This is a genomic window from Endozoicomonas arenosclerae, from assembly GCF_001562015.1.
Taxonomy (GTDB): domain Bacteria; phylum Pseudomonadota; class Gammaproteobacteria; order Pseudomonadales; family Endozoicomonadaceae; genus Endozoicomonas_A; species Endozoicomonas_A arenosclerae.
In genome coordinates, this window is record NZ_LASA01000057.1 from 50,974 (window position 1) to 70,142 (window position 19,169).

At 47.7% G+C, this 19,169-nt stretch carries 23 protein-coding genes; 13 read left to right on the forward strand and 10 right to left on the reverse strand.

Annotation, left to right across the window (positions count from 1 at the left end):
- Positions 1-143: 143 nt before the first annotated feature.
- The 8 genes from WG89_RS06415 to WG89_RS06455 form a co-directional block, all read right to left on the reverse strand.
- Positions 144-791 (reverse strand): hypothetical protein, encoded by a 648-nt coding sequence (locus tag WG89_RS06415; RefSeq protein ID WP_153301459.1) that lies wholly within the window; start codon positions 789-791, stop codon positions 144-146.
- 66 nt (positions 792-857) lie between these two features.
- The gene (locus tag WG89_RS06420) at positions 858-1,982 is read right to left on the reverse strand and encodes an ISAs1 family transposase (RefSeq protein WP_062263018.1); all 1,125 of its coding nucleotides are present in this window, start codon (positions 1,980-1,982) and stop codon (positions 858-860) included.
- A 167-nt stretch (positions 1,983-2,149) separates the two neighbouring features.
- Positions 2,150-2,401 (reverse strand): BrnA antitoxin family protein, encoded by a 252-nt coding sequence (locus WG89_RS06425; protein ID WP_062263021.1) that lies wholly within the window; start codon positions 2,399-2,401, stop codon positions 2,150-2,152.
- Entirely contained in the window at positions 2,379-2,657 is a 279-nt protein-coding gene (locus tag WG89_RS06430; RefSeq protein ID WP_062263024.1) for a BrnT family toxin, read from the reverse strand. The genes WG89_RS06425 and WG89_RS06430 overlap by 23 nt, the downstream gene beginning before the upstream one ends.
- 79 nt (positions 2,658-2,736) lie before the next feature.
- A complete protein-coding gene (locus WG89_RS06435) occupies positions 2,737-3,117 on the reverse strand; it encodes a VOC family protein (RefSeq protein WP_062263027.1) in 381 nt (126 codons plus the stop codon).
- A 49-nt stretch (positions 3,118-3,166) separates the two neighbouring features.
- On the reverse strand, positions 3,167-3,580 hold the full coding sequence (locus WG89_RS06440) for a GFA family protein (RefSeq protein ID WP_062263030.1): 414 nt from the start codon (positions 3,578-3,580) through the stop codon (positions 3,167-3,169).
- Positions 3,581-4,070: 490 nt separating this feature from the next.
- Positions 4,071-4,646, reverse strand: coding sequence for an AAA family ATPase (locus WG89_RS06450; protein WP_062263035.1), 576 nt, complete (start codon positions 4,644-4,646; stop codon positions 4,071-4,073).
- Between the two features lie 244 nt (positions 4,647-4,890).
- Complete coding sequence (locus tag WG89_RS06455) at positions 4,891-6,927, reverse strand: DUF559 domain-containing protein (RefSeq protein WP_153301460.1); 2,037 nt, start codon at positions 6,925-6,927, stop codon at positions 4,891-4,893.
- 141 nt (positions 6,928-7,068) lie between these two features.
- On the opposite strand from WG89_RS06455, the gene mnmH reads away from it, so the two are divergent.
- Entirely contained in the window at positions 7,069-8,181 is a 1,113-nt protein-coding gene (gene mnmH, locus WG89_RS06460; RefSeq protein WP_062263041.1) for a tRNA 2-selenouridine(34) synthase MnmH, read from the forward strand.
- Here mnmH and WG89_RS06465 read toward each other — a convergent pair.
- The gene (locus WG89_RS06465; RefSeq protein ID WP_062263044.1) at positions 8,154-9,140 is read right to left on the reverse strand and encodes a DMT family transporter; all 987 of its coding nucleotides are present in this window, start codon (positions 9,138-9,140) and stop codon (positions 8,154-8,156) included. The two genes, mnmH and WG89_RS06465, sit on opposite strands and share 28 nt — an antisense overlap.
- A 122-nt stretch (positions 9,141-9,262) precedes the next feature.
- Between WG89_RS06465 and WG89_RS06470 the strand changes: the two genes are divergently transcribed.
- The 12 genes from WG89_RS06470 to WG89_RS06520 all read left to right on the forward strand — a co-directional run bounded on the left by WG89_RS06470 (position 9,263) and on the right by WG89_RS06520 (position 18,986).
- Positions 9,263-10,048 carry a transporter substrate-binding domain-containing protein gene (locus WG89_RS06470; protein ID WP_079253692.1) on the forward strand — a complete coding sequence of 262 codons (786 nt, stop codon included), beginning with the start codon at positions 9,263-9,265 and terminating at the stop codon, positions 10,046-10,048.
- Between the two features lie 191 nt (positions 10,049-10,239).
- On the forward strand, positions 10,240-11,445 hold the full coding sequence (locus tag WG89_RS06475; protein WP_079253693.1) for a MalY/PatB family protein: 1,206 nt from the start codon (positions 10,240-10,242) through the stop codon (positions 11,443-11,445).
- Between the two features lie 70 nt (positions 11,446-11,515).
- The gene (locus WG89_RS06480) at positions 11,516-12,316 is read left to right on the forward strand and encodes a VRR-NUC domain-containing protein (protein ID WP_062263054.1); all 801 of its coding nucleotides are present in this window, start codon (positions 11,516-11,518) and stop codon (positions 12,314-12,316) included.
- Between the two features lie 20 nt (positions 12,317-12,336).
- Entirely contained in the window at positions 12,337-13,269 is a 933-nt protein-coding gene (locus WG89_RS06485; protein ID WP_062263057.1) for a type VI immunity family protein, read from the forward strand.
- A complete protein-coding gene (locus WG89_RS32685) occupies positions 13,262-13,393 on the forward strand; it encodes a hypothetical protein (RefSeq protein WP_281177679.1) in 132 nt (43 codons plus the stop codon). Before WG89_RS06485 ends, WG89_RS32685 begins: the two co-directional genes overlap by 8 nt.
- 165 nt (positions 13,394-13,558) lie before the next feature.
- Positions 13,559-15,697, forward strand: a complete 2,139-nt coding sequence (ovoA, locus tag WG89_RS06490; RefSeq protein ID WP_245662882.1) for a 5-histidylcysteine sulfoxide synthase — start codon at positions 13,559-13,561, stop codon at positions 15,695-15,697.
- Between the two features lie 170 nt (positions 15,698-15,867).
- A complete protein-coding gene (locus WG89_RS06495) occupies positions 15,868-16,398 on the forward strand; it encodes a hypothetical protein (protein ID WP_062263062.1) in 531 nt (176 codons plus the stop codon).
- Between the two features lie 34 nt (positions 16,399-16,432).
- The gene (locus tag WG89_RS06500) at positions 16,433-16,945 is read left to right on the forward strand and encodes a hypothetical protein (protein WP_062263066.1); all 513 of its coding nucleotides are present in this window, start codon (positions 16,433-16,435) and stop codon (positions 16,943-16,945) included.
- 23 nt (positions 16,946-16,968) lie between these two features.
- Positions 16,969-17,526, forward strand: a complete 558-nt coding sequence (locus WG89_RS06505) for a hypothetical protein (RefSeq protein WP_062263069.1) — start codon at positions 16,969-16,971, stop codon at positions 17,524-17,526.
- Positions 17,527-17,600: 74 nt separating this feature from the next.
- Complete coding sequence (locus WG89_RS06510; protein WP_062263072.1) at positions 17,601-18,116, forward strand: hypothetical protein; 516 nt, start codon at positions 17,601-17,603, stop codon at positions 18,114-18,116.
- Between the two features lie 28 nt (positions 18,117-18,144).
- A complete protein-coding gene (locus WG89_RS06515) occupies positions 18,145-18,672 on the forward strand; it encodes a hypothetical protein (protein ID WP_062263074.1) in 528 nt (175 codons plus the stop codon).
- A gap of 20 nt (positions 18,673-18,692) precedes the next feature.
- Positions 18,693-18,986, forward strand: a complete 294-nt coding sequence (locus WG89_RS06520) for a hypothetical protein (RefSeq protein ID WP_062263077.1) — start codon at positions 18,693-18,695, stop codon at positions 18,984-18,986.
- Here the strand turns inward: WG89_RS06520 and WG89_RS31090 are convergent.
- On the reverse strand, positions 18,983-19,169 hold a 187-nt coding region (locus tag WG89_RS31090), incomplete at its 5' end, for a hypothetical protein (RefSeq protein WP_062260707.1). The two genes, WG89_RS06520 and WG89_RS31090, sit on opposite strands and share 4 nt — an antisense overlap.

The following is a 19,169-nucleotide window of genomic DNA, read 5'->3' on the forward strand; positions in this document are numbered from 1 at the left end:
GAGGGAGCTTCTCTGCAAAGTGAAATCCAGATAGATTCTACCACTGTTTTTCATAATGCTGTGTAGCAGCATGATTAACCAGAGCGCAGCGACCAGAGGCGGAGCCTCATCCCTGGTCAACCGGAGCGTAGCGACTCTTCGATCTATGCCCCAGCATTCAGCAAAAATGGCAGATTGACGGGTTGTTCGTTTTCTACCCTCCACTGTTCACTCATAGCAAGTTCTTCACAACGCTCTGACAATTCACTAATCAATTCGTCAACACCTCCATACCGCTTTATTGCTGCAATGATTCTGGTATCGAGGTCTGGGGTTATGTCGTGCCAACGTAGAAATAATGACCAGTCATTTTCATTTACAATCTCCTGCCAACGACCAAGAAAAATGAATAACAGTCGTTTGCTATCAAAAGACAATTTTGATCGCGGACTTGTTGTAGTAATCTCTGGTGTAGTCTTATGAGTACTCTCTTGAGTAATACATGAATTAGCTTGCCCCTTTGGTACAGATTTGGCGGCCTTATCCGTCTCATTGTGCTGCCTTTTTGGGCTTTGTTGATTGTCTGGTTGGACAGTGGTTTTAAGCAAATCATCTACTCGCACTTTCAGGGTGTAATGAGACCTCTGTGGTATCCCTTTTTTAATTATTTTAACCAGTCCAGAATCTATTAGTTTTTTCTTGGCATTTCTGATTTCTTTCGGCCCAAAATTAAGCTCTTTAGCCAGTTCTGCATCGGTTTTATAAAGCATCCGTCCCTTTTTCAAATCCCACCAGTAATCTAGCTGACTCAATAGAAGCGCACTGGTGACAGAACCCGTTATACTTTTTAATTCAGGGTAATATCCAGGGCAATTGCATCAATTCAGAACGACTGAGCAAAGCAGCTTTTTCAGGTGCTTATGGTCCCACCCTGCTAGCTTCCGGTGACTCTTGATACTGCGACTTCCCTTATTGGCTTTGATAGCGTTCAGCGCAAGCCGTCTCAGAATGGAGAAATTTTCAGCCCCATTTCCTGTGCTTATCTGACATGCGTCCTCTGAAAATGCAACGTCCAAAATCCAGTGCAGATTATTCTCCACCGCCCAATGATTGCGACTGATCGTTAGCATTTCCTCAGCGGACATGGTTCGACTCATAATGTAGAAACGCAGTGCAGTCGTTACTTTACCATTAATCTGCCGGTCATTTTGTACGATGGCCACCTGTTTTAGCCCTGGCCACTCCGCAGCTACTTCCAGGCCAGAGAGGTCGCTTATCACCCAGCAACAGCGGGTTTCTACACGMCCATGMCCTTTCTCATGGGTTTCAACATAATCATGCAGCTCAGACTGATGCTCCGCCATGACAAACAACGCCTCTATACCTTTATGCAGCTTTTTCTGGTTGCCTTTCACTGCTAGAACATAGTCTGCACCTTGCTCAATACACTGTTTCGCCACTTTTTTCTGGCAGCCCATAGCATCCAGTGTGACGAGGCAGCCTTTAAGTTCAAGAGCGTTGAGCAGTTTTGGAATGGCAGTGACTTCATTGGATTTTTGATCGACGCGCTCTTGTCCAAGCMCCAATCCCAGCTCAACGCTCCAGGCACTGACCAGAAGTACCGGTTTCTTACCCTGAGCTTTGGAACCCCTCATTGCCTTTCCATCAATAGCAAGGTGGTGACTGCCTGCAATTTCAGTCAATGTCTGTCTGATCCAGTCCGTAAAACAGGCTTCGAAAGCCACCGGATCAAGTAAACAAAAGACTCTACGGAACGTATATTTAGATGGTATGCCAGCGGGTAGCTCCAGGAAAGTTCTGAACCAGTCCTCCTTGCAGTGGCCAAAATCCTCCATGTCTTGCCACTCGTCCGCTCCACATATGACTGCGCATACAGCAATGATAAGTATATCGAGCAGGTTGTGATCACACATGCCGGGGCAGCGAGGATCAGGAACTTTGGCTAAAAAATCAGCTAGTGGCTGGTACTGCTTGGCTTCCATGCGGATGAACTACTCTAGGAGACTCGAATAAACTGGATAGAGAGTTTACAAGAAATTTATCTTCGAGTGTTCAGATTGATGCAATTGCCCTGACCAAGAGGTAGCCATGTTTTTATAATACTGAAGGGAGAATTGAAATCTATTCCAACCTCCCAGAAGAAAATAGCCTATCGAGACTGATGCGTTTCCATATATTTTCTTAGCAAATTATTAATACGTGTCTGGTAGCCCTGCCCCTGGCTTTTAAACCATTCCAAAACATCAGAATCAAGCCTTATTGTAATGGGCTTTTTAACAGGTATATGCAATTCAGCCTCGTTAAAAAACTCATCGTCTAACTCTGGTACATCTGAAGTATCGATTTCATCGTCACTCATAGCTTCCAGACGTTGCCAATCAGTACCGGATGTTTTCTTCATATCTGCTCACCTCCCTTTTAGTAGCTTTTCGTGCTGAGATGATACGCAAAGTATCGTCTACTCTCTCTGCATAGACAACAACTCCAACGAGATAGTGTATCTGCCCTATGGCAGTCCATCGCTCTTCTCCGTAATCAACCCGGTCATCAATCCTGCAAAGCATTGGGTGATTAAATATGTCGATTGCGTCTTCGAAGGCAATGCCATGTTTTCGAATATTAGCCAGATTCTTTGCATCATCCCACTCAAACTGCATAACGACGCCAGTATGTACAATTGTACATACAGAATAGCACATAACATGACAAGTGATGGCAAGAATCTAGATTTACCTGTCACAAGCTTTTTTGAACTCGCCAGGGAGGATTAAGCCGGTTTTCACCGGCCCAGTATAATTTGATTTTATTGCCCGACGGATCGTGCAGAATACACTCTCTCCAAAGGTAGCCCTGATCAATAGGTTCCTGATCAACCATAATGCCGCGCTCCTTTATTTTCTCTACCCACTCATCCAGCTGCTCATGCTCGAAGTAGATAACAGCTCCATTGGAAAAATCACTCTCTTCCAATACCAGTGAAAAGGTTGAGTTTCCTTCAGGGCAACTGAAGCGAACATAATGGGGTGAGTCGACAATCTGGATAAAGCCAAGCAATAGATAAAACTCAGTGGCTTCTTTGATATTTTTTACAGGTAAAGTGACCTGATTCAGATTCATAGAAACCTCAAAAATGATTTATCAGGATGAAAAGAGACTCATCAAAAACTTAGGATTTCCCTCGAGATGGCTCGTAGCGATCATATCTGGGCAAGTCAGCATCCAGATCTTCCCAATCGGCTTTTGAGGTAACGAAGTTATGAGATATCGGGCGCTCCGTGATCTCAGAATCCAGTATTCCAAGTCGGATTCTATACCTGTCGGGATCAGAAGCGTTTGAGCTATAGACAGGTGATCCACACTTCCTGCAGAAATGCCTTTTCTTGCCCTCCACCCTCTCATAAAAGGTCAGCTGTTTTTCCGTATCAACCACTCTCAGGTCTTTGGCCTCAACAAACCCATTGGTAACATAAGCTGTCCCGCTGGACTTACGGCAAAGTGAACAATGACAGTGGATAATGTCACTGATGGAACCATGAAGCTCGATTTGGATAGAACCACACAAGCAACTGCCTATATACATTTTTTCTTTTCCTGACATTCAGCACCTCTCTCATCTGAAGTTTATAAACACAGGATGACACCAGTTTTGTCGCCAACGATCTATCTTTTGAGCTGGAGTTTGATCACTGAAATGACTTATTACAGGCTCTTCAAGACTGTCTTTAGTGGAAAGCTGCTTCGCGTTTATTACACCATAGAGAGAGCCATTGATCTCAGCCGTGACCGCAACCACCTCATCACAGTTTGTACACTCATGGAAATCAGCAAGATTGGAGCCATGACTCAATGTTCTGTATGTAGAAGCATTTTTTATGTATAGATCAAACTGGCTTTGAGGCTGACTAATGTATGCAGCACCTTTCTCCAGACAGTAACTACACTGACAGGCCCTTGGTCTAAGGCTACATTCAGAAACATGCCAGAAAACACTGATATTTCCACAACTGCAATAACCTTCCAATGCTATCCCCTCTTTGAATATTGAAGAGCTTCCCTTTTTAGCGACCTGCTCAGACAGTCTCAACTGGAATTTTTAGCTCATCAACAATCCGACTCGCAGAGTCCTCAGCCAACAGCTCTGTGGTATCCAGCCTGAAATAGCTGCAATCCGCTGCAAAAGTTCCTTCGGTATTGAGCCGATGGTTACTTTCCAGCCTCAACAGGTTGGCCTCAGACTGTTCAACATTCCGTTTTGACGGCTTGGCCTCCAGCCTTTGAGGACTGCGATTTCTCTCCAAACGCTGATCCAACTTACAATACAATTCAACCAGTGCCACTTTGGCACCGGCAGCTTCAAACTGTTTACAGGCTCTCTCAACAAAAGCACGGTCTTCATCACTGTCCAGGTCCCAGACATAGGTGAAAACCAGCCCCGGCAAATCGCTCTGACTGACCTCTTCAAACACTCTGGTTCGAAATCCATCCACCAGCCTTTTAAAGGATGGAGAACCAAACTCAAAAAAGTTCAGCACAGGCTCTATAGCCATGTGATTGTGGAAGAGCTTCAGGCCAGCCAGTTTTTCTATTTCTTTGCCAATGGTCATTTTTCCAACAGCAGGAGGACCAAATAGAATAATAAAATGCATGGAGTTCGGCCTTAAAACAGGTTCTTATTTTTGGGAAAAGGGTGTTCGTTAAGGGGGAGAACTGAGTAAAACGAGGTTTCTCGGCACGCTACCGCCCCGAGATTCTGACGACCATTCTGAAATGGCATTAGAGCTTTGTCCCTGTGCTCAATGGCAACGTCCTGCCGCCTATTTTATTTAGGCGACATTGTGCCAATATAAGACAGAGAATGACAGCACAATATTCGGTTTATACCTACCAGGATTATTTTTTGTGATGACCTATACGGCTTCTGATTTTTCTCGACAGTTCATTTCTGACTGCCTCAGACTTTGCTTCATTGATATTAACGCGAAATACCGTATAACCCAGGGATTCGATCATTGCATTCACAAACCTGTACTTGGCTCGGACAACGGGCTTACTGGCTGGTTGGGCCGGGTCACGAGCTCTATCCTGATCTGGCCAGATAAAGTGTTGACGGCCATCCACTTCAACCACAACTTTCTCATCCGGCAGCAGGATATCGACGGGAAAGCTATCTATCTCAGCTTCCTGCCTGATTCGGCAGTGACCTGGAAGACGACTCTTCAATACAGAGTAAACTTCCCTCTGGATATTTGAAGAGGTTGTACTTACTGTTCGCTCCGCTTTCACTTCCGGCTCCATATCGGTGTCGCGCCAGTATCGTCTGATCATGTTCAGCTGCCATTGCATCAACTGGCCTCTCTGGGGGTCATTATCTCTCTCCTGACGGGCTTTTCTGGACAATTTTGAAACATCGGTTGAAGACCGAGCCATTTCGAATCGGGCAAAGTGCAATAATGTCAGGTGCCAGTAAATCTGATCCCTGGTCAGGGCGGATTCTGCCAGCTGCTTTTCTTCTTTTATCGCCTGATCCAGTATCTGACCACCTAACTCCACTTGCTCTTTATCCAGAGATAAGCGACACAAACTACTTAAAACAGAAACCGTTTGTGGTAACTTCTGCTTTTCCATGGAAGGCAACCTGTCCAGGTATTCACGAGCTATTCGTACCACCTGCTGCTCTGCTGAGCGGTAATTACAGTGAGATAAAGAGACAGCCAGCTCACAGAGCCTTTTAGTTGTTGCCATCTCAGAACTGAAATCCTGTTCCGACAACTGTTTCGCCAACATAAGCAAAGTCTCATCAGCATAATGCGACCAGGTTCTGAGATCTGGATGGGCAAAACCTCCTGCCAGCATCTGCAAGTCCCTGATGTTGACCTTTTCCTTGCCTGGCCACTGTTTATTTCTATAACGATCTAACAATTCACATGCCATGGCATCCATTGCCTCTGCCACCTTCCAGGCTGTTTTGCCCGACTCATCTGATGTATCCCTGGCTTTCATTCGATCCACTTTTCCCAGAGCACAGACAATCTGGGTAAAATCCCAGATTTCCCAGCCATTCTTATACGTCAGCTGGTGCTTTTTTCCTCGCCTTTGTACTTCTAGGGCTATCTTCTCCAAAGCCTCAGCCACCAATTCGACGGGCATGACTTTACCCAGCCCATTACACACTCGGGAAAAATCGATGGCTCCCCACCGATACCGGCCTCCGGGGCAGGCTTCAAGATCCCGTTCCAGAATTTCTTCTGATAGCTCAATCAGAGCGTGCTGGATAACATCGTTGTCTTTCAGTTTCGCCAGAGAGTTAGCAAACAATGCAAGGTGATCTGGAGTATGGTTGGCTTTCCGCGACTTCCGAAACCGTTCCGCACAGAGTTGCAGGAACACCTTCGCCATACCCTCACTATCTTTGTAATCCAGCAGTTTTGATACTCTGTGAGTAAACCGGGCCAGATCATTGAAGGTAGAGAAACGAACGGTAGCGACATCATTCTGATAATAAGGAGCCAGCAGTTGTTTAATAGTATCCCGCTCTCTTTCGGGTGACAGTTTCTTCAGCTGCTCAAGTAAATCTGCAGTCACTACTTTACTGACAGACTGAGAAGGCACTGCAACAACTGGAGCCAAGGGAGCTTTTTCTGGAGTACTGAAATCCATAGGTTCGGGAATTGGCAGTCTTGGTAGAGGCTGGGCTTTTTTCTTGCTTAAAACGGACTTCTTCGCTGCAGAAAATCCCGAAGGTTGCTGACTGAATACCGAAGCAGCAGAGGTTCCCGGAATTTTTGTCACCGGTTTAAGATTGAATTTAATGGTTTTCGCGGGACTTGGGGAAGTATCTTCCTCTAAAGGGCGCTTATCTCCCAAACGAGGGCTTGCCGGTTCTGTAATATCCACCTGTCTGTTACATCCTTTTCCATGACGGGTCATTGAGTCTTTGACCTTAAAGCCCCCCGCAAGTTCCGGATTAGAAGATAGAAACAATCCGCACTTGCCTGAACGGGCAGATTACAGCCAAACTATAGGCTTTTTGAAACCCAGCCCGCTCCCGTTGAGCAGTTACGGAACCTTATGACCCAACAACGCCCGGATACCGACGACTACCTTTCCCTGTTCCTGAACGATACTCCCCTGATGGATGTTCGGGCCCCCGTTGAGTTCAGCAAGGGTTCGTTCCCTCTGGCCAGCAATCTTCCCATTCTGGACGACCACCAGCGTGAAGTGATTGGTACTGAATACAAGCAGCAGGGGCAGGATTCTGCGGTATCCCTCGGCTATGAATTGGCTACCGATGAGGTGCGAGCCCAGAGAGTGGCCTGCTGGCAGCAGTTTGTGCAGCAACACCCTGAAGGTTATCTGTTCTGTTTCCGTGGGGGTCAGCGCTCTCATATCACCCAGTCCTGGCTGACAGACTCAGGACACCCTTATCCGCTGATCAAGGGTGGCTATAAGGCGCTCAGAAGGTTTCTGATTGATGAGCTGGAAAAATCCGTTGAAGAATGCCGGTTTATAATCCTCAGCGGTAAGACCGGTACCGGTAAAACCCGTTTGATTCATGATATTAAAGACAGTGTTGACCTGGAAGGCCTGGCCAACCACCGAGGCTCCAGCTTTGGCCGTCGCTATGGAGGTCAACCCACCCAGATCGATTTTGAAAACCGCCTGTCCATTGCCATGCTCAAACACCGTCACTTTAAAGCGGGTCGCCCGGTACTTCTGGAAGACGAGAGCAAATTAATAGGCCGTTGCAGTCTTTCCCAGGCGTTCAGGGATAAAATGCAGCAATCTCCCATCATTCTGTTAGAAGAGTCCATTGAAGAACGGGTAGAGATTGGTCTGCAGGAATACGTCTCTGATAATCTGTCAGATTTTCAAAATGTTTACGGGGAAGAAGAAGGCTTTGACCATTTCAGCCAGGGACTGACTGACAGCCTGCACCGTATTCGAAGAAGACTGGGAGGTGTCCGTTATCAGGAACTGGGGGATATTCTCTCAGCGGCACTGGATCAGCATAAAAACCAGGGGTCTATCGAAGGCTACCGTCCTCTGATTGAGCATTTACTGGTGGGTTATTACGACCCTATGTATGAATATCAGCTGGAGCAGAAACAGGGAAGAATTCTGTTTAAAGGCAATCGTGAGGCTATTCGTGCCCGCTACCCAGAACTGGCACTGACAGTCTGAGAAATGGGCTGGCTTCGATGAAACAGAATCATACCGCACACCAGGAAGAGAATAACCGCCCATTCCTGGTTGTCCGGTGTGCGCCCTTCCACCGCAAAGACAAACATCACCCCAAAGAAAACTTCCAGATAAGTGTTGGGATAGAGCCCCGGATGACGGGTGTGAAGCAAGGCTCTGGAGCGATAAATTCGGGCAATACCGGTTGCCAGTATGCCAGCCACCAGCATACCCAACCCATATGTGGACCAGTCAGTACTCTCAAAACCTTCTGGAAACAGCGTAAGTTCCGGGTGATCCAGCCAGATCAGTGGAAAAATCAACGGCAGAGCCAAAGCCGACCCCAGCCCGGTGAGAAGATAATGATCTGACTGATCAATATCTTGCCTGTTAAGAGTCATCATGAGCTGCAACCTCGTTCCCAGCAGCCAGCTGATACTGGCCAGTAACAACCAGAACAGGCCATTTACAATGCTTTGTTCACTTGAATCACCAAACCCCTGATCAAACTTCTGGGTAATCAGCAGGAACAGCGCCCCTACTAATAGCAGCAACGGCAGGGTCAGGTTGTTGCCGGAATGATGTCTCAGGAAGTATTTCTGAAAAACCATAGGTAAAGCAGCCATCAGGACACAGGCAAAAACACCTCCGAGACTCCGGATGCTGATAGCAATGCACAGGTAGTACAATACATTGGTGAGCAGGGCGACAAGAACCCAGGGCTTTATACCATCGAGCTGGATACGTTGAATTATCTCCCGGCGAAACAGGACAATAGCGGCCACCCATACCCCAAAAACAATAAAGCGCCCCACTACCAGCTCCATGGCAGAGTAATTTGACATGCATTCAGGAAGGACAATCAGACTGCCCAATAAAGCCCCGGACACCAGTGAGTAGGCAAATCCTTTGGAAATCAACGCGGTACTACCCCACAGACACACTTCAGGTTCTCTGAGCATTGTTCACAAAGTCACGAATTTCCAGCATCCCAGCCAGATTCATCGTCACAAACCGACCAGCGAGACAGCAAAACGGATAAAATCTGCTTTAATTATTAGCTTTTGCGGGGAATAACGTCTTCATGAAGAAATTTGTCCTGCTAGCCGCCCTTTTCATGAGTCCGTTCAACCCGGCTCAAGCCAGGGATTTACCAGAGATCCTGGCCTCCGGCGTGCTTCGAGTGGGTACCACCGGTGATTACCCACCTTTGACCGAATGCAACCAGCGTATGCAGTGCTCAGGCTTTGCCATCGACCTGGCCGTTTCACTGGGTAAATATCTGAGCAAAACCTACGACCAGCCCATAAAATTGAATTACGTTAAAACGGAATGGCCAGACCTGAACGCCGACCTGAAAAATGACCGGTTTGACATCGCCATGGGGGGCATCAGCTACAGTGAATCCCGTGCCAGCCAATTCCTTCTCAGTGACGGCATAACACCCTGTGGCAAGGTAGCTCTGATTCGCAAGGAGTTTTACCCCAAGGTGACAGGATTGAATGACCTGGCCCTGATTGCCGCACTCAATCGGCCCGATGTTCGAGTGGTCGAAAACCCCGGTGGAAACAATCAGATTTTTGCTGAAAAACATCTGCCCAATGCCCAACTGATTATCACCGCCAATAACAAGGAACCGTTCCTGATTCTCCGAGAAGATAAAGCCGACGTCATGATTACAGATCTGATGGAAGCCCAGTACCGACTCAAGAAAAMCCCCGCCCTGACTATCGTCAACCCCGCCATGTTTACAGAAACCCGCACCCATAAAGTTTTCATGATGCAAAAGAGCAGCAAAAAGCTTGGCAATCTGGTCAATCAATGGTTGGGCAAGACCAACATTGAAGGCCTGAAGAAAAAGTGGTTCTGAATATTAACTTACAATCTGATTAATCCTTCGGCTTTTACTCAACCCAGTCCAGAAAACCGCATTTTCAAAATGACTCTGCGCAGGTACTATCGACACTAAACAACCATGAGCGACTGAAACAGTTTTTCGTCTTTTCCTGACAGAAAACAGCCCTTTCAGTTCACTAACTCCAATAGTCAAGGGATGTGTTTGTGTCCACAGATTTCGATCATTTTGTCGACCGTAGCCATACTTCCAGCCTGAAGTGGGATCGTTACAAAGATAAAGACATTCTGCCTTTCTGGGTGGCGGATATGGATTTCAAATCAGCCCCGGAAATCATAGAGGCTCTTCAGCAACGTATTGAGCACGGCGTTTTTGGTTACACCGTTGCCGATGAAGGTCTGGAAGATCGCATCGTTGAACGAATGCATAATCTCTATGACTGGCAGATCGAGAAAGAATGGATCGTCTGGCTGCCTGGACTGGTTACCGCCCTGAATATTGCTGTTCGAAGTGTCGCCGGCCCCGGAGAAACAGTCGCTGTGCCTCTGCCCGTCTACTACCCATTCCTGATGGCTCCCAAGCTGGGTGGCCGTCAAATGATCGGTCTGGACTGGGTGCTCAAAGAAGGCCAGTGGCAGTTGGATTTCGAAGATTTCGAAAGCAAGATTACTGAAGACACTCGCCTGCTGATGATTTGTAACCCCCAGAACCCCAATGGCCGTGTTATGACCCGGGAAGAACTGGAAACCATCGAGACGATCTGCAAAAAACACAACATTGTCGTTTGCTCCGACGAAGTTCACTGCGACCTGATTCTGGATCGCAATGCCGAGCATATTCCCTATGCCAGTCTCAGTGAGTTCGCCCGTGATACTTCTATCACCCTGATGTCTCCTTCCAAAACCTTCAACGTAGCTGGTTTTGGCTGTGCGTTCGCCATCATTCCTGACGGCAAGATTCGTATGGAATTCCAGAGAGTTCGCAAAGGCATAGTGCCTGATCCGGACAACATGCTGATCGGTTACACCGCTGCCAAAGCCGCGTACGAGCACGGAGAGCCCTGGCGCCAGAGCCTGCTGGATTACCTGCGGGGTAACCATGACCTTCTGATGGAAGAAATCAACAGTATTGAGGGGATGAGTATGATCCCTCTGCAGTCTACCTACCTGGCCTGGATAAACGTCAGTGAACTGGGCCTGGACGATCCACACCGTTTCTTTGAACAGGCAGGTGTTGGCCTTTCACCCGGAGCCCAGTTTGGTGACAGGGATTACCTGCGCCTGAACTTCGGCTGCAGTCGCTCAACCCTTGAAGAAGGCATCCGAAGAATCAAGGCTGCAGTAGCCAGTCTGAACAGCCATGAGCCGGGAATGCAGCTCGCCCCGAAAAATAAAAATGGCCACAGAGCCTGATAGAACTGCATTTTCATAGTAAAAGTCAGGTTTAATCTTTTCCCGATGGATCACAAGGAGTAAAACAACAATGAGTCACGCATGTGAAGATCGCTGTGTCGGGCATGTCATGGCTGTTTCCATGACATTGAACGGCCTGCCTGCATCAATGGTTAAACAGACAAAGGTGATGCAGCGGGTTCAGGAAGAAATCACTAAAGCCCAGACGCTTAAGGAAACAGAGGAAGAAAAGGCCAGAAAACTGCCTTCTACTCATCCCTCCTCCGTTGAAAAAGCCATTCCCCCAGGCACCGATAACACAGTACCCACTGACCCGGAAGAAAAAAAGCGTGCTTTGGATCGTAGTGTCATGTGTACCATCATGTGCTGTTGTAACGATCACCCCGCCAAAGGCCAGAGTGACCAGGACCTGAAACAGAGTTGTGCCCACCAGGTTTTGCAGGCAGCGGACAAAGCCCCGGAGTGGACAAGCCGCTACAAGTCAGAACTCTCCTGGAATATGAACCTCCAGACCGGGGAGTCACCACAGCCCATGATGCACCGGGATGCCTGGGGCAATGACACGACTGAACCATCTCACTACTGGCAGGGCCGAATTGCTGAAGTAGATGGCTACCGGCCAGGTCGGGGAGATATTCGTCGACCGGATCTCGTGGTTGTCTCCGACTCCAGTAAGCCACCTTCACAGGATAATATTGATCAAGTGGTGGAGTTTAAGTTTGGTCAAGACAGACGGGATAATGATCAAGATGAAGCATACAGAGATATTGCGGGTAGCCGGAAAAAATACTCAATATACCGGGTAGGCGGCCCTCAAAAAGATATAGAGCAAGGCTGTAATTGCCAAAACCCTATTCAATCTGTCGCTTGAAAAGAATAACAGGAATACGTATGTCTCAGTTAGATCTCAACTCCCTTAGTAACCAGCCAGTTGCCTATTTTCCAAGAGGCAATCCAGCTGCCTGCATTGGCCTGACCATGACCTTTTATTTTGGCGCACCTGGTGAACCTGAAAAAAGACAATCTCTGGTTAACTGTATTAATCATTATCTTCAACAGGCAAAAGGAAAACTTCGACTCTATGCAGTCGCCGGAGATAAACGCCATCGCATTTTAAAAACCGGTGAAAATCCAAACCCAAATCTTCTGGTTAAAATGCAGAGTACTGAAACCACCCTTGATTTTGAAGCCGGAGGAGCTGATGAAGGTATTGCTCACCCATGGTCAATTAGCTCTTTAGCCAGGGGTGTCACCTACCCTAACTACCTGGGTTTTTTGCTTTTATCATATCCAGCTTCGATGCTTGAGCAGATGGGCGTACAGGGCTTTGCTCAACAATTTGTCACAATCTGCAACCAATTACGGGTCGAACATGCCTACGCTGGATTAGGCCTTATCACTCCTTTTGATGTAGGTGGACGCAGCGCAGCTCAAAATGTCATAGGTGATGCCCTGATGCGTTACCCAGGGCTAGATGCCTATGACTTGTCAGGTGTCATGATCCATTGTCGGAATGGTATCAAATCCATTAATTTTCTCACTGCCGTTTCCCATCGTTTACTCGCCAAAGCAGGAGGTACAGACGCAGTACTAGCTAATGCGGGCTCCCAAATTCTGTCCTGCCCTTACAGTAACGGTACCGTTTTTCAAGCAGGAGACGAACCACAACTGGGGTCGCCCAACAAGCCACCTGAAAATTACATTGCTCTTGGAAAGGCTCTTAAAGAGGCAAGAGCCCCCTTTGATGACTCCATGTTTGATGATCCTGCAGGGCAAGACGACGAAGCCTTTACCCAACGATGGCTGGCGCGTTTTGATGGTTGATGCCCTCATACCCGCAAAAGCTCCTCTACTCTTCATTACCGCAGGAGCAAGAACCTGTGCCGTTCCTGCGGGTCAGGGCTTGCCTCATGATACCGGTGAAGCGGTATCTATTGTTGACCCCTGATCAGAGTCTGTAAGTTCAGGAAAAACAGTGAGCCCGTCATCCAGTGGACACCGGCTCACTGTTACTAGCCGCCCGCTCTGTCTTTCACGCCTGAACCGTGTATGATCAGTAGTGGATATGCTGATTAAGCGGTACAGCTCTGATCAAGATTCAGGGATTTGCACAGTGCTTAACAAGACGCCAACATTAACCTCTCCTCTTCAAACTCCCACAAGAACAATGGTTTTAAATACAGGAACACCTGAGGAAAAGCGTCAGGAGCTTTCCCGGTATTTCTGTGAAACCTTTGACCTCTATGATTGTCTGTTTGAAACACTCGGCAATGATCAGGCCTATTACCGAAAAGCCATATCCCTGAGGCACCCCCTGATATTTTACTATGGCCATACGGCCTCTTTTTTTATCAACAAACTGATTGCAGCTCGACTCATTCCTGAACGTGTCGATTCCGACATCGAGGCCATGGTAGCCATTGGTGTCGATGAAATGTCCTGGGATGACCTGGACGAAAAAAACTATGACTGGCCCACCGTAGAGGCCATGAAAGGATATCGCCAGAAAGTCAGGAAGCGCATTCTGTCGTTTATTGATACCATGCCACTGGAAGTGCCCATTACCTGGGACAGTCCAGCCTGGCTGATCATGATGGGCATTGAGCATGAACGCATTCACCTGGAAACCTCTTCCGTACTGATTCGTCAATTACCACTGGCTTATGTCCAGCCTCACCCTTACTGGCAACATTGCAGAAGCTCAGGAACAGCCCCGGAAAATCAGCTGATTGAGCATCCCGGAGGGCATCAGATTCTGGGTAAATCCTTTGATGACCCACTTTATGGCTGGGACAATGAATACGGTCATTTCGAGGAAAGCGTTCCCCCTTTCAAGGCCAGTCAGTTCCTTGTCAGTAACCAGGAGTTTCTGGAATTTGTTCAGGATGGAGGTTACAGCACCGAAAAATACTGGAGTGATGAAGGCTGGGCCTGGGCCACTTTTGTCAAAGCCATGCACCCGGAATTCTGGGTACCCAGTGGCGAACATTATCGCTATCGCACCATGCTTGAAGAGATCGAAATGCCCTGGGACTGGCCGGTGGATGTTAACTGCCACGAAGCACAGGCCTTCTGTCGCTGGAAATCCGATGTAACAGGCAAACAAATCCAGTTGCCTACGGAGTCAGAATGGTACTGTCTCAGGGATAGCATCGACACAGATCAACCCTACTGGGAACAGGCACCGGGTAACATCAACCTTGAATATTGGGCTTCTTCATGCCCCGTTGATCAATTCAAGACCGGTGACTTTTATGATGTGATCGGTAATGTCTGGCAATGGACTGCTACGCCCATTGACGCTTTTGAAGGCTTCAAGGTCCACCCTTATTACGATGATTTTTCCACCCCGACCTTTGACGGCAAGCATAATCTCATCAAAGGGGGCTGCTGGATTTCTACCGGCAACTACGCCATCCGGGATTCCCGTTACGCCTTCAGACGTCACTTTTTCCAGCATGCCGGCTTCCGTTATGTCGAGTCCACAGCCGAGCGTAAAGGCACACTAAACCCCTATGAAACAGACTCTCTGGTCGCACAATATCTGGAGTTCCATTATGGCGACCAATATTTTGGCGTAGAGAATTATCCCGTAGCCTGTGCCCGAGTCTGTCAGGAACTTTTGAACGATCAGAGCGGCACCCGGGCTCTGGATCTGGGCTGCTCCGTCGGACGAAGCAGTTTTGAACTGGCCCGCTGGTTCAAGCATGTTGACGGCATAGACTTTTCTGCCCGGTTTATCTGTGCAGCTTCTGAACTCCAGAGAAACGGCAAGATACGCTACTTCGTACCCACTGAAGGGGAACTGGGAGAATATCGGGAAGCCAGACTTGAGGACTTTGCTGAAGACATTGATGCCAGCAGGGTACTGTTCACCCAGGGCGATGCCTGTAACCTCAAACCGAAATACAACAATTATGACCTGGTGTTTGCCGGTAATCTGATTGATCGACTCAATGATCCTGAAGGCTTCCTGCACTCTATCCACGAACGCATACGTCCTGGAGGTTTACTGGTTATCACTTCTCCCTATACCTGGCTGGAAGAATACACGTCGAAAGACAAATGGTTGGGTGGTGTCCGGGAGAATGGCGAAGCCATGACAACCTATGCAGGTCTGCAAAGAGTTCTGAGTCAACGCTTTGAAGAAGTACAATCTCCCATGGACATTCCTTTTGTGATCCGGGAAACCGCCAGAAAGCATCAGCATACTGTTGCTCAGGCTACTTTCTGGCGCAAGAAACCCGAATAACACAATCTTCCGCCGGCAGGGATTACTCTGCCGGCAGCCTCTTCAATAAACATGCAACTATTCAGCTTTTCTGGACAAAGTCAGAGTCCTCTACCACTTTTTATTGATGAACCCTTATGTCTGAGCCAGTCATCTGATCACACAAAACCACATCACATCAGATAGCCATCATGAGCAGAACCATCCAATCAAAGTGGGCAAACAACAGTCTTCTAATAACGCTGTTAACAGTCCTTAAAATAGCCTGCGCCCAGGCTGGAACAGGTTGGTATGTCACCATCCAGAACCAGTCTACCTCTGATCTGAATATCAGCTTTGCTGGCAACGACAACTGGTACTGTAACGACTTCTGTGGGCCTTCAACCCTGAAACCTAATGAAGTCCGAACTTTTTATACCGAAGAAAAGGAACGCAGTACGAATAACGCAGGCATTCAAGGCATCAGTATGAATGATACCCACGTAGAGTTTTATCAGGGTGGACACACCCACACAGGGACTGAAATCACATCCCCCCCCATTTATCGCTGGTATCTACAACTGCACATGTGCGACGTAAGAACCGAAGGTGGTATCTCATCATCTGACCCTGATGCTCTCTCTGTCACTCATATTGAATCAGGCAATCCAACAGATTGTCAGGGGTTCTTTGGCACAGTGCACGCTACCCTCGTGTATAAGGGTTCACAATCCCCACATTGACCCGCTCTTCCCTTAGTGAATACGGCACTGAAAAATGAAGCTCACTATTACAAGGCTACTGACCTTTATACTTTCCCAGTGTGTCATCATCAATGTTTATGCCGGTACCGGCTGGCACGTCAACCTTCATAACAACTCCACTGCAGCATTAACAGTTTCTTTTGGCGGCAATGACAGCTGGTATTGCAATGACTTTTGTGGAACATCCCGAATCGAAGCGGGTCAGAGTAAAACCTTCTATACAGAATCGAGAGCCTCAGTCACTGGCTCAGCCATTCAAGGAATCAATCTGACAGACGGAAATGGTCAGAAGGCGCACGTGGAATTTATCATGGGAGCTCACACCAGGACAGGAACCAACATAGCCACAACCTATGTCTATGCCAAAGCAATAAACCCTAATGCCTGTACGTCTCTGGATGTAGCAAACATTACCGCAACAGTGCCTCAGCTGTTCAGGGTCGAGTCCTTTACAGGGGGAAGCAAAACTCTCTGCGGTGGCTACTACGGGACCGTTGACGTCACTCTCTACTTCACGCCTCCTTAAACTCATTCTTTCAGGTATTTTCCATGAGTCACAAGCATTACAAAGTGACCACTCGATGGATACTGGCTATCACTTTTATAGCAAGCTGCCCCATTTCATGGGCAGGTACAGGCTGGTATGTGGATATCTTTAACAACTCACTCTCCACACTCACCGTGTCCTATGGAGGTAGTGATGGCTGGTACTGCAATGACTTTTGTGGGACGACCGCCATTGCTGCCGGACAATCACACAAATTTTATACCGAAAAAAACGCGGGGGACTCTACTACTGATATCTTTTACGGGATCCAGGGTATCAATCTGAAAGATGCTGCAGGGCATAGTCTGCATGTAGAGTTTGTGATGAATAAGCATCCCAGTAGCGGCACTCAAATCAACAGTACAGATGTTTATGGGCATTTTGGTCTACCGGGAAGAAAATGCAGTAATTTTGCCATAGCTGCAATAACAGCCAGCGACCCATCTATGGTGACTACAACCATGACTGCAGGTAACAATATACTTTGCGGAGGTTCTTATGGGACCGTCACAGTTACCATCAACTTCAACCCACCTTCCGAACCGAGTTCCAATCCATAAATTTAAAAGAGTCACATCCTACTATACTGCCTTTGTTGTCCGTTCCGGGTTACGTTTGTGAGGTGTAAAGTCAGATGAAATCTAGCCAGAAGTCATTCTGTTCCTCAATATTTCTATTCTGCCTTCTGGTGGCAGTCGCCAGTCTTTCAACTCAAACTCTGGCAGGCATTGGCTGGTACGTCACCATTTATAATGAATCCAGCTCCGACCTGAATATTTCCTCTGCAGGCAATGACAACTGGTACTGCAATGATTTCTGCGGCCCTAAAACCGTTAAGGCAGGCCAAAGTCACACCTTTTACACAGAAGTACATGGTGAAGACACTGCCATCCAGGGCATCAATATGAACGGGGTACATGTCGAATTTTATACCAGTGGTCACGCGCATACGGGAACAGAAATTGTCTCGAAAACGCTTTATGCCCCCCATTGTGTAGTCGATGAGGGCTGCCACTGTGGAGAGGAAGGCCCTACCGCTATTTCAACCAGTAACACTCAGGCCATTTCAGCCACTCTGGATTCGGGCTCCGACAGTTCCTGCCCTGGCTCTTTTGGTACGGTACAAGCAGGTGTTCACTATCACCCCTGACCTGTTTTTCTTTTAAAGGTATACGACGATGACTGCTTTGAAGTCCTTATCCCTGATTGCGGGCACAGTGATGCTCGGACTCACTTCTGGCGCCTATGCTGAAACGGAAGAAAACATTGGCTGGCATCTGGTGGTGGTGAATGAAACCTTTGAAGAACTCAGAATCAAATTTCTGGGTCAGGACAACTGGGAATGTTTTGATCTGTGCGAAGAACAGATTATCCGCAGTAAAAACACCCGGGAGTTTTATTCTGCCGCTAAACCCGTCAATGTCGAAATGAGCAACCGGTTGAGTTTTGAAATCAACGGCGTTGTCATAGATTTCCATGACTCAGAGTTCCCCTCAAATGGCAAAGCTCTGGCAGAGGGCACCGTTTATCGAGCCGTCAAAGGTTATGGCTGTGAGGATTATGACGACATGACCCTGTCTTCCAGTGACGATAAAGCCATCCAGGTCGAGATCAATTCGGGCACCAATGAAGTCTGCCGGGGTACCCGGAATACGATCACGTCAACCATTCATTTTATCAAGCGGACAAACCCTTCTGATCACTAAGCACGAAAGGTGAGAACCTAATGAAACCTGTAAGAGGTCTTTCCTGGAGACTACTGATATTGTTGGTTTCCTGGGGGCATCTGCCTCAAGTTCAGGCAGATACGATCTGGTACCTGCAACTGGCCAATAACTCCAATGAGTTAATCACGATCACCCCCACCGGCAGTGAGCACTGGCAATGCCAGCAACTCTGCAACACGCTCACCATCCCTTCCGGTCAGACACGAATTCTGAAGAGTCTTTACCAACCTGGCGACAGCAACAGAGTATTTTCCAATCCTGAAATGAGCCTGAAGGCAGGTACTACTACCTAACCCTCGGCTTGTCGCTCATGAACTAATTGAAACAGGATTTCTCTGGCTTGTTGCAGCTTTCTGGCCGCTTCATTATCGGTCATGGCTTCCGCTTTGTCCTTTAGTTGGTCCAGTGTAATCCCTTCTTTCAGGTACTGTTCTGGTTCCTTCAGTGACAGGAACTTTTCGTAAGGGGTCATCATG

Excerpts from the sequence above, each read along its gene's own strand:
- WG89_RS06425 (WP_062263021.1), bottom strand. The coding sequence starts at position 2,401 with ATGAAGAAAACATCCGGTACTGATTGGCAACGTCTGGAAGCTATGAGT.
- WG89_RS06430 (WP_062263024.1), bottom strand. The coding sequence starts at position 2,657 with ATGCAGTTTGAGTGGGATGATGCAAAGAATCTGGCTAATATTCGAAAA.
- WG89_RS06435 (WP_062263027.1), bottom strand. The coding sequence starts at position 3,117 with ATGAATCTGAATCAGGTCACTTTACCTGTAAAAAATATCAAAGAAGCC.
- WG89_RS06440 (WP_062263030.1), bottom strand. The coding sequence starts at position 3,580 with ATGTATATAGGCAGTTGCTTGTGTGGTTCTATCCAAATCGAGCTTCAT.
- WG89_RS06450 (WP_062263035.1), bottom strand. The coding sequence starts at position 4,646 with ATGCATTTTATTATTCTATTTGGTCCTCCTGCTGTTGGAAAAATGACC.
- WG89_RS06455 (WP_153301460.1), bottom strand. The coding sequence starts at position 6,927 with ATGACCCGTCATGGAAAAGGATGTAACAGACAGGTGGATATTACAGAA.
- mnmH (WP_062263041.1), top strand. The coding sequence starts at position 7,069 with ATGACCCAACAACGCCCGGATACCGACGACTACCTTTCCCTGTTCCTG.
- WG89_RS06465 (WP_062263044.1), bottom strand. The coding sequence starts at position 9,140 with ATGCTCAGAGAACCTGAAGTGTGTCTGTGGGGTAGTACCGCGTTGATT.
- WG89_RS06480 (WP_062263054.1), top strand. The coding sequence starts at position 11,516 with ATGAGTCACGCATGTGAAGATCGCTGTGTCGGGCATGTCATGGCTGTT.
- WG89_RS06485 (WP_062263057.1), top strand. The coding sequence starts at position 12,337 with ATGTCTCAGTTAGATCTCAACTCCCTTAGTAACCAGCCAGTTGCCTAT.
- WG89_RS32685 (WP_281177679.1), top strand. The coding sequence starts at position 13,262 with ATGGTTGATGCCCTCATACCCGCAAAAGCTCCTCTACTCTTCATTACC.
- WG89_RS06495 (WP_062263062.1), top strand. The coding sequence starts at position 15,868 with ATGAGCAGAACCATCCAATCAAAGTGGGCAAACAACAGTCTTCTAATA.
- WG89_RS06500 (WP_062263066.1), top strand. The coding sequence starts at position 16,433 with ATGAAGCTCACTATTACAAGGCTACTGACCTTTATACTTTCCCAGTGT.
- WG89_RS06505 (WP_062263069.1), top strand. The coding sequence starts at position 16,969 with ATGAGTCACAAGCATTACAAAGTGACCACTCGATGGATACTGGCTATC.
- WG89_RS06510 (WP_062263072.1), top strand. The coding sequence starts at position 17,601 with ATGAAATCTAGCCAGAAGTCATTCTGTTCCTCAATATTTCTATTCTGC.
- WG89_RS06515 (WP_062263074.1), top strand. The coding sequence starts at position 18,145 with ATGACTGCTTTGAAGTCCTTATCCCTGATTGCGGGCACAGTGATGCTC.
- WG89_RS06520 (WP_062263077.1), top strand. The coding sequence starts at position 18,693 with ATGAAACCTGTAAGAGGTCTTTCCTGGAGACTACTGATATTGTTGGTT.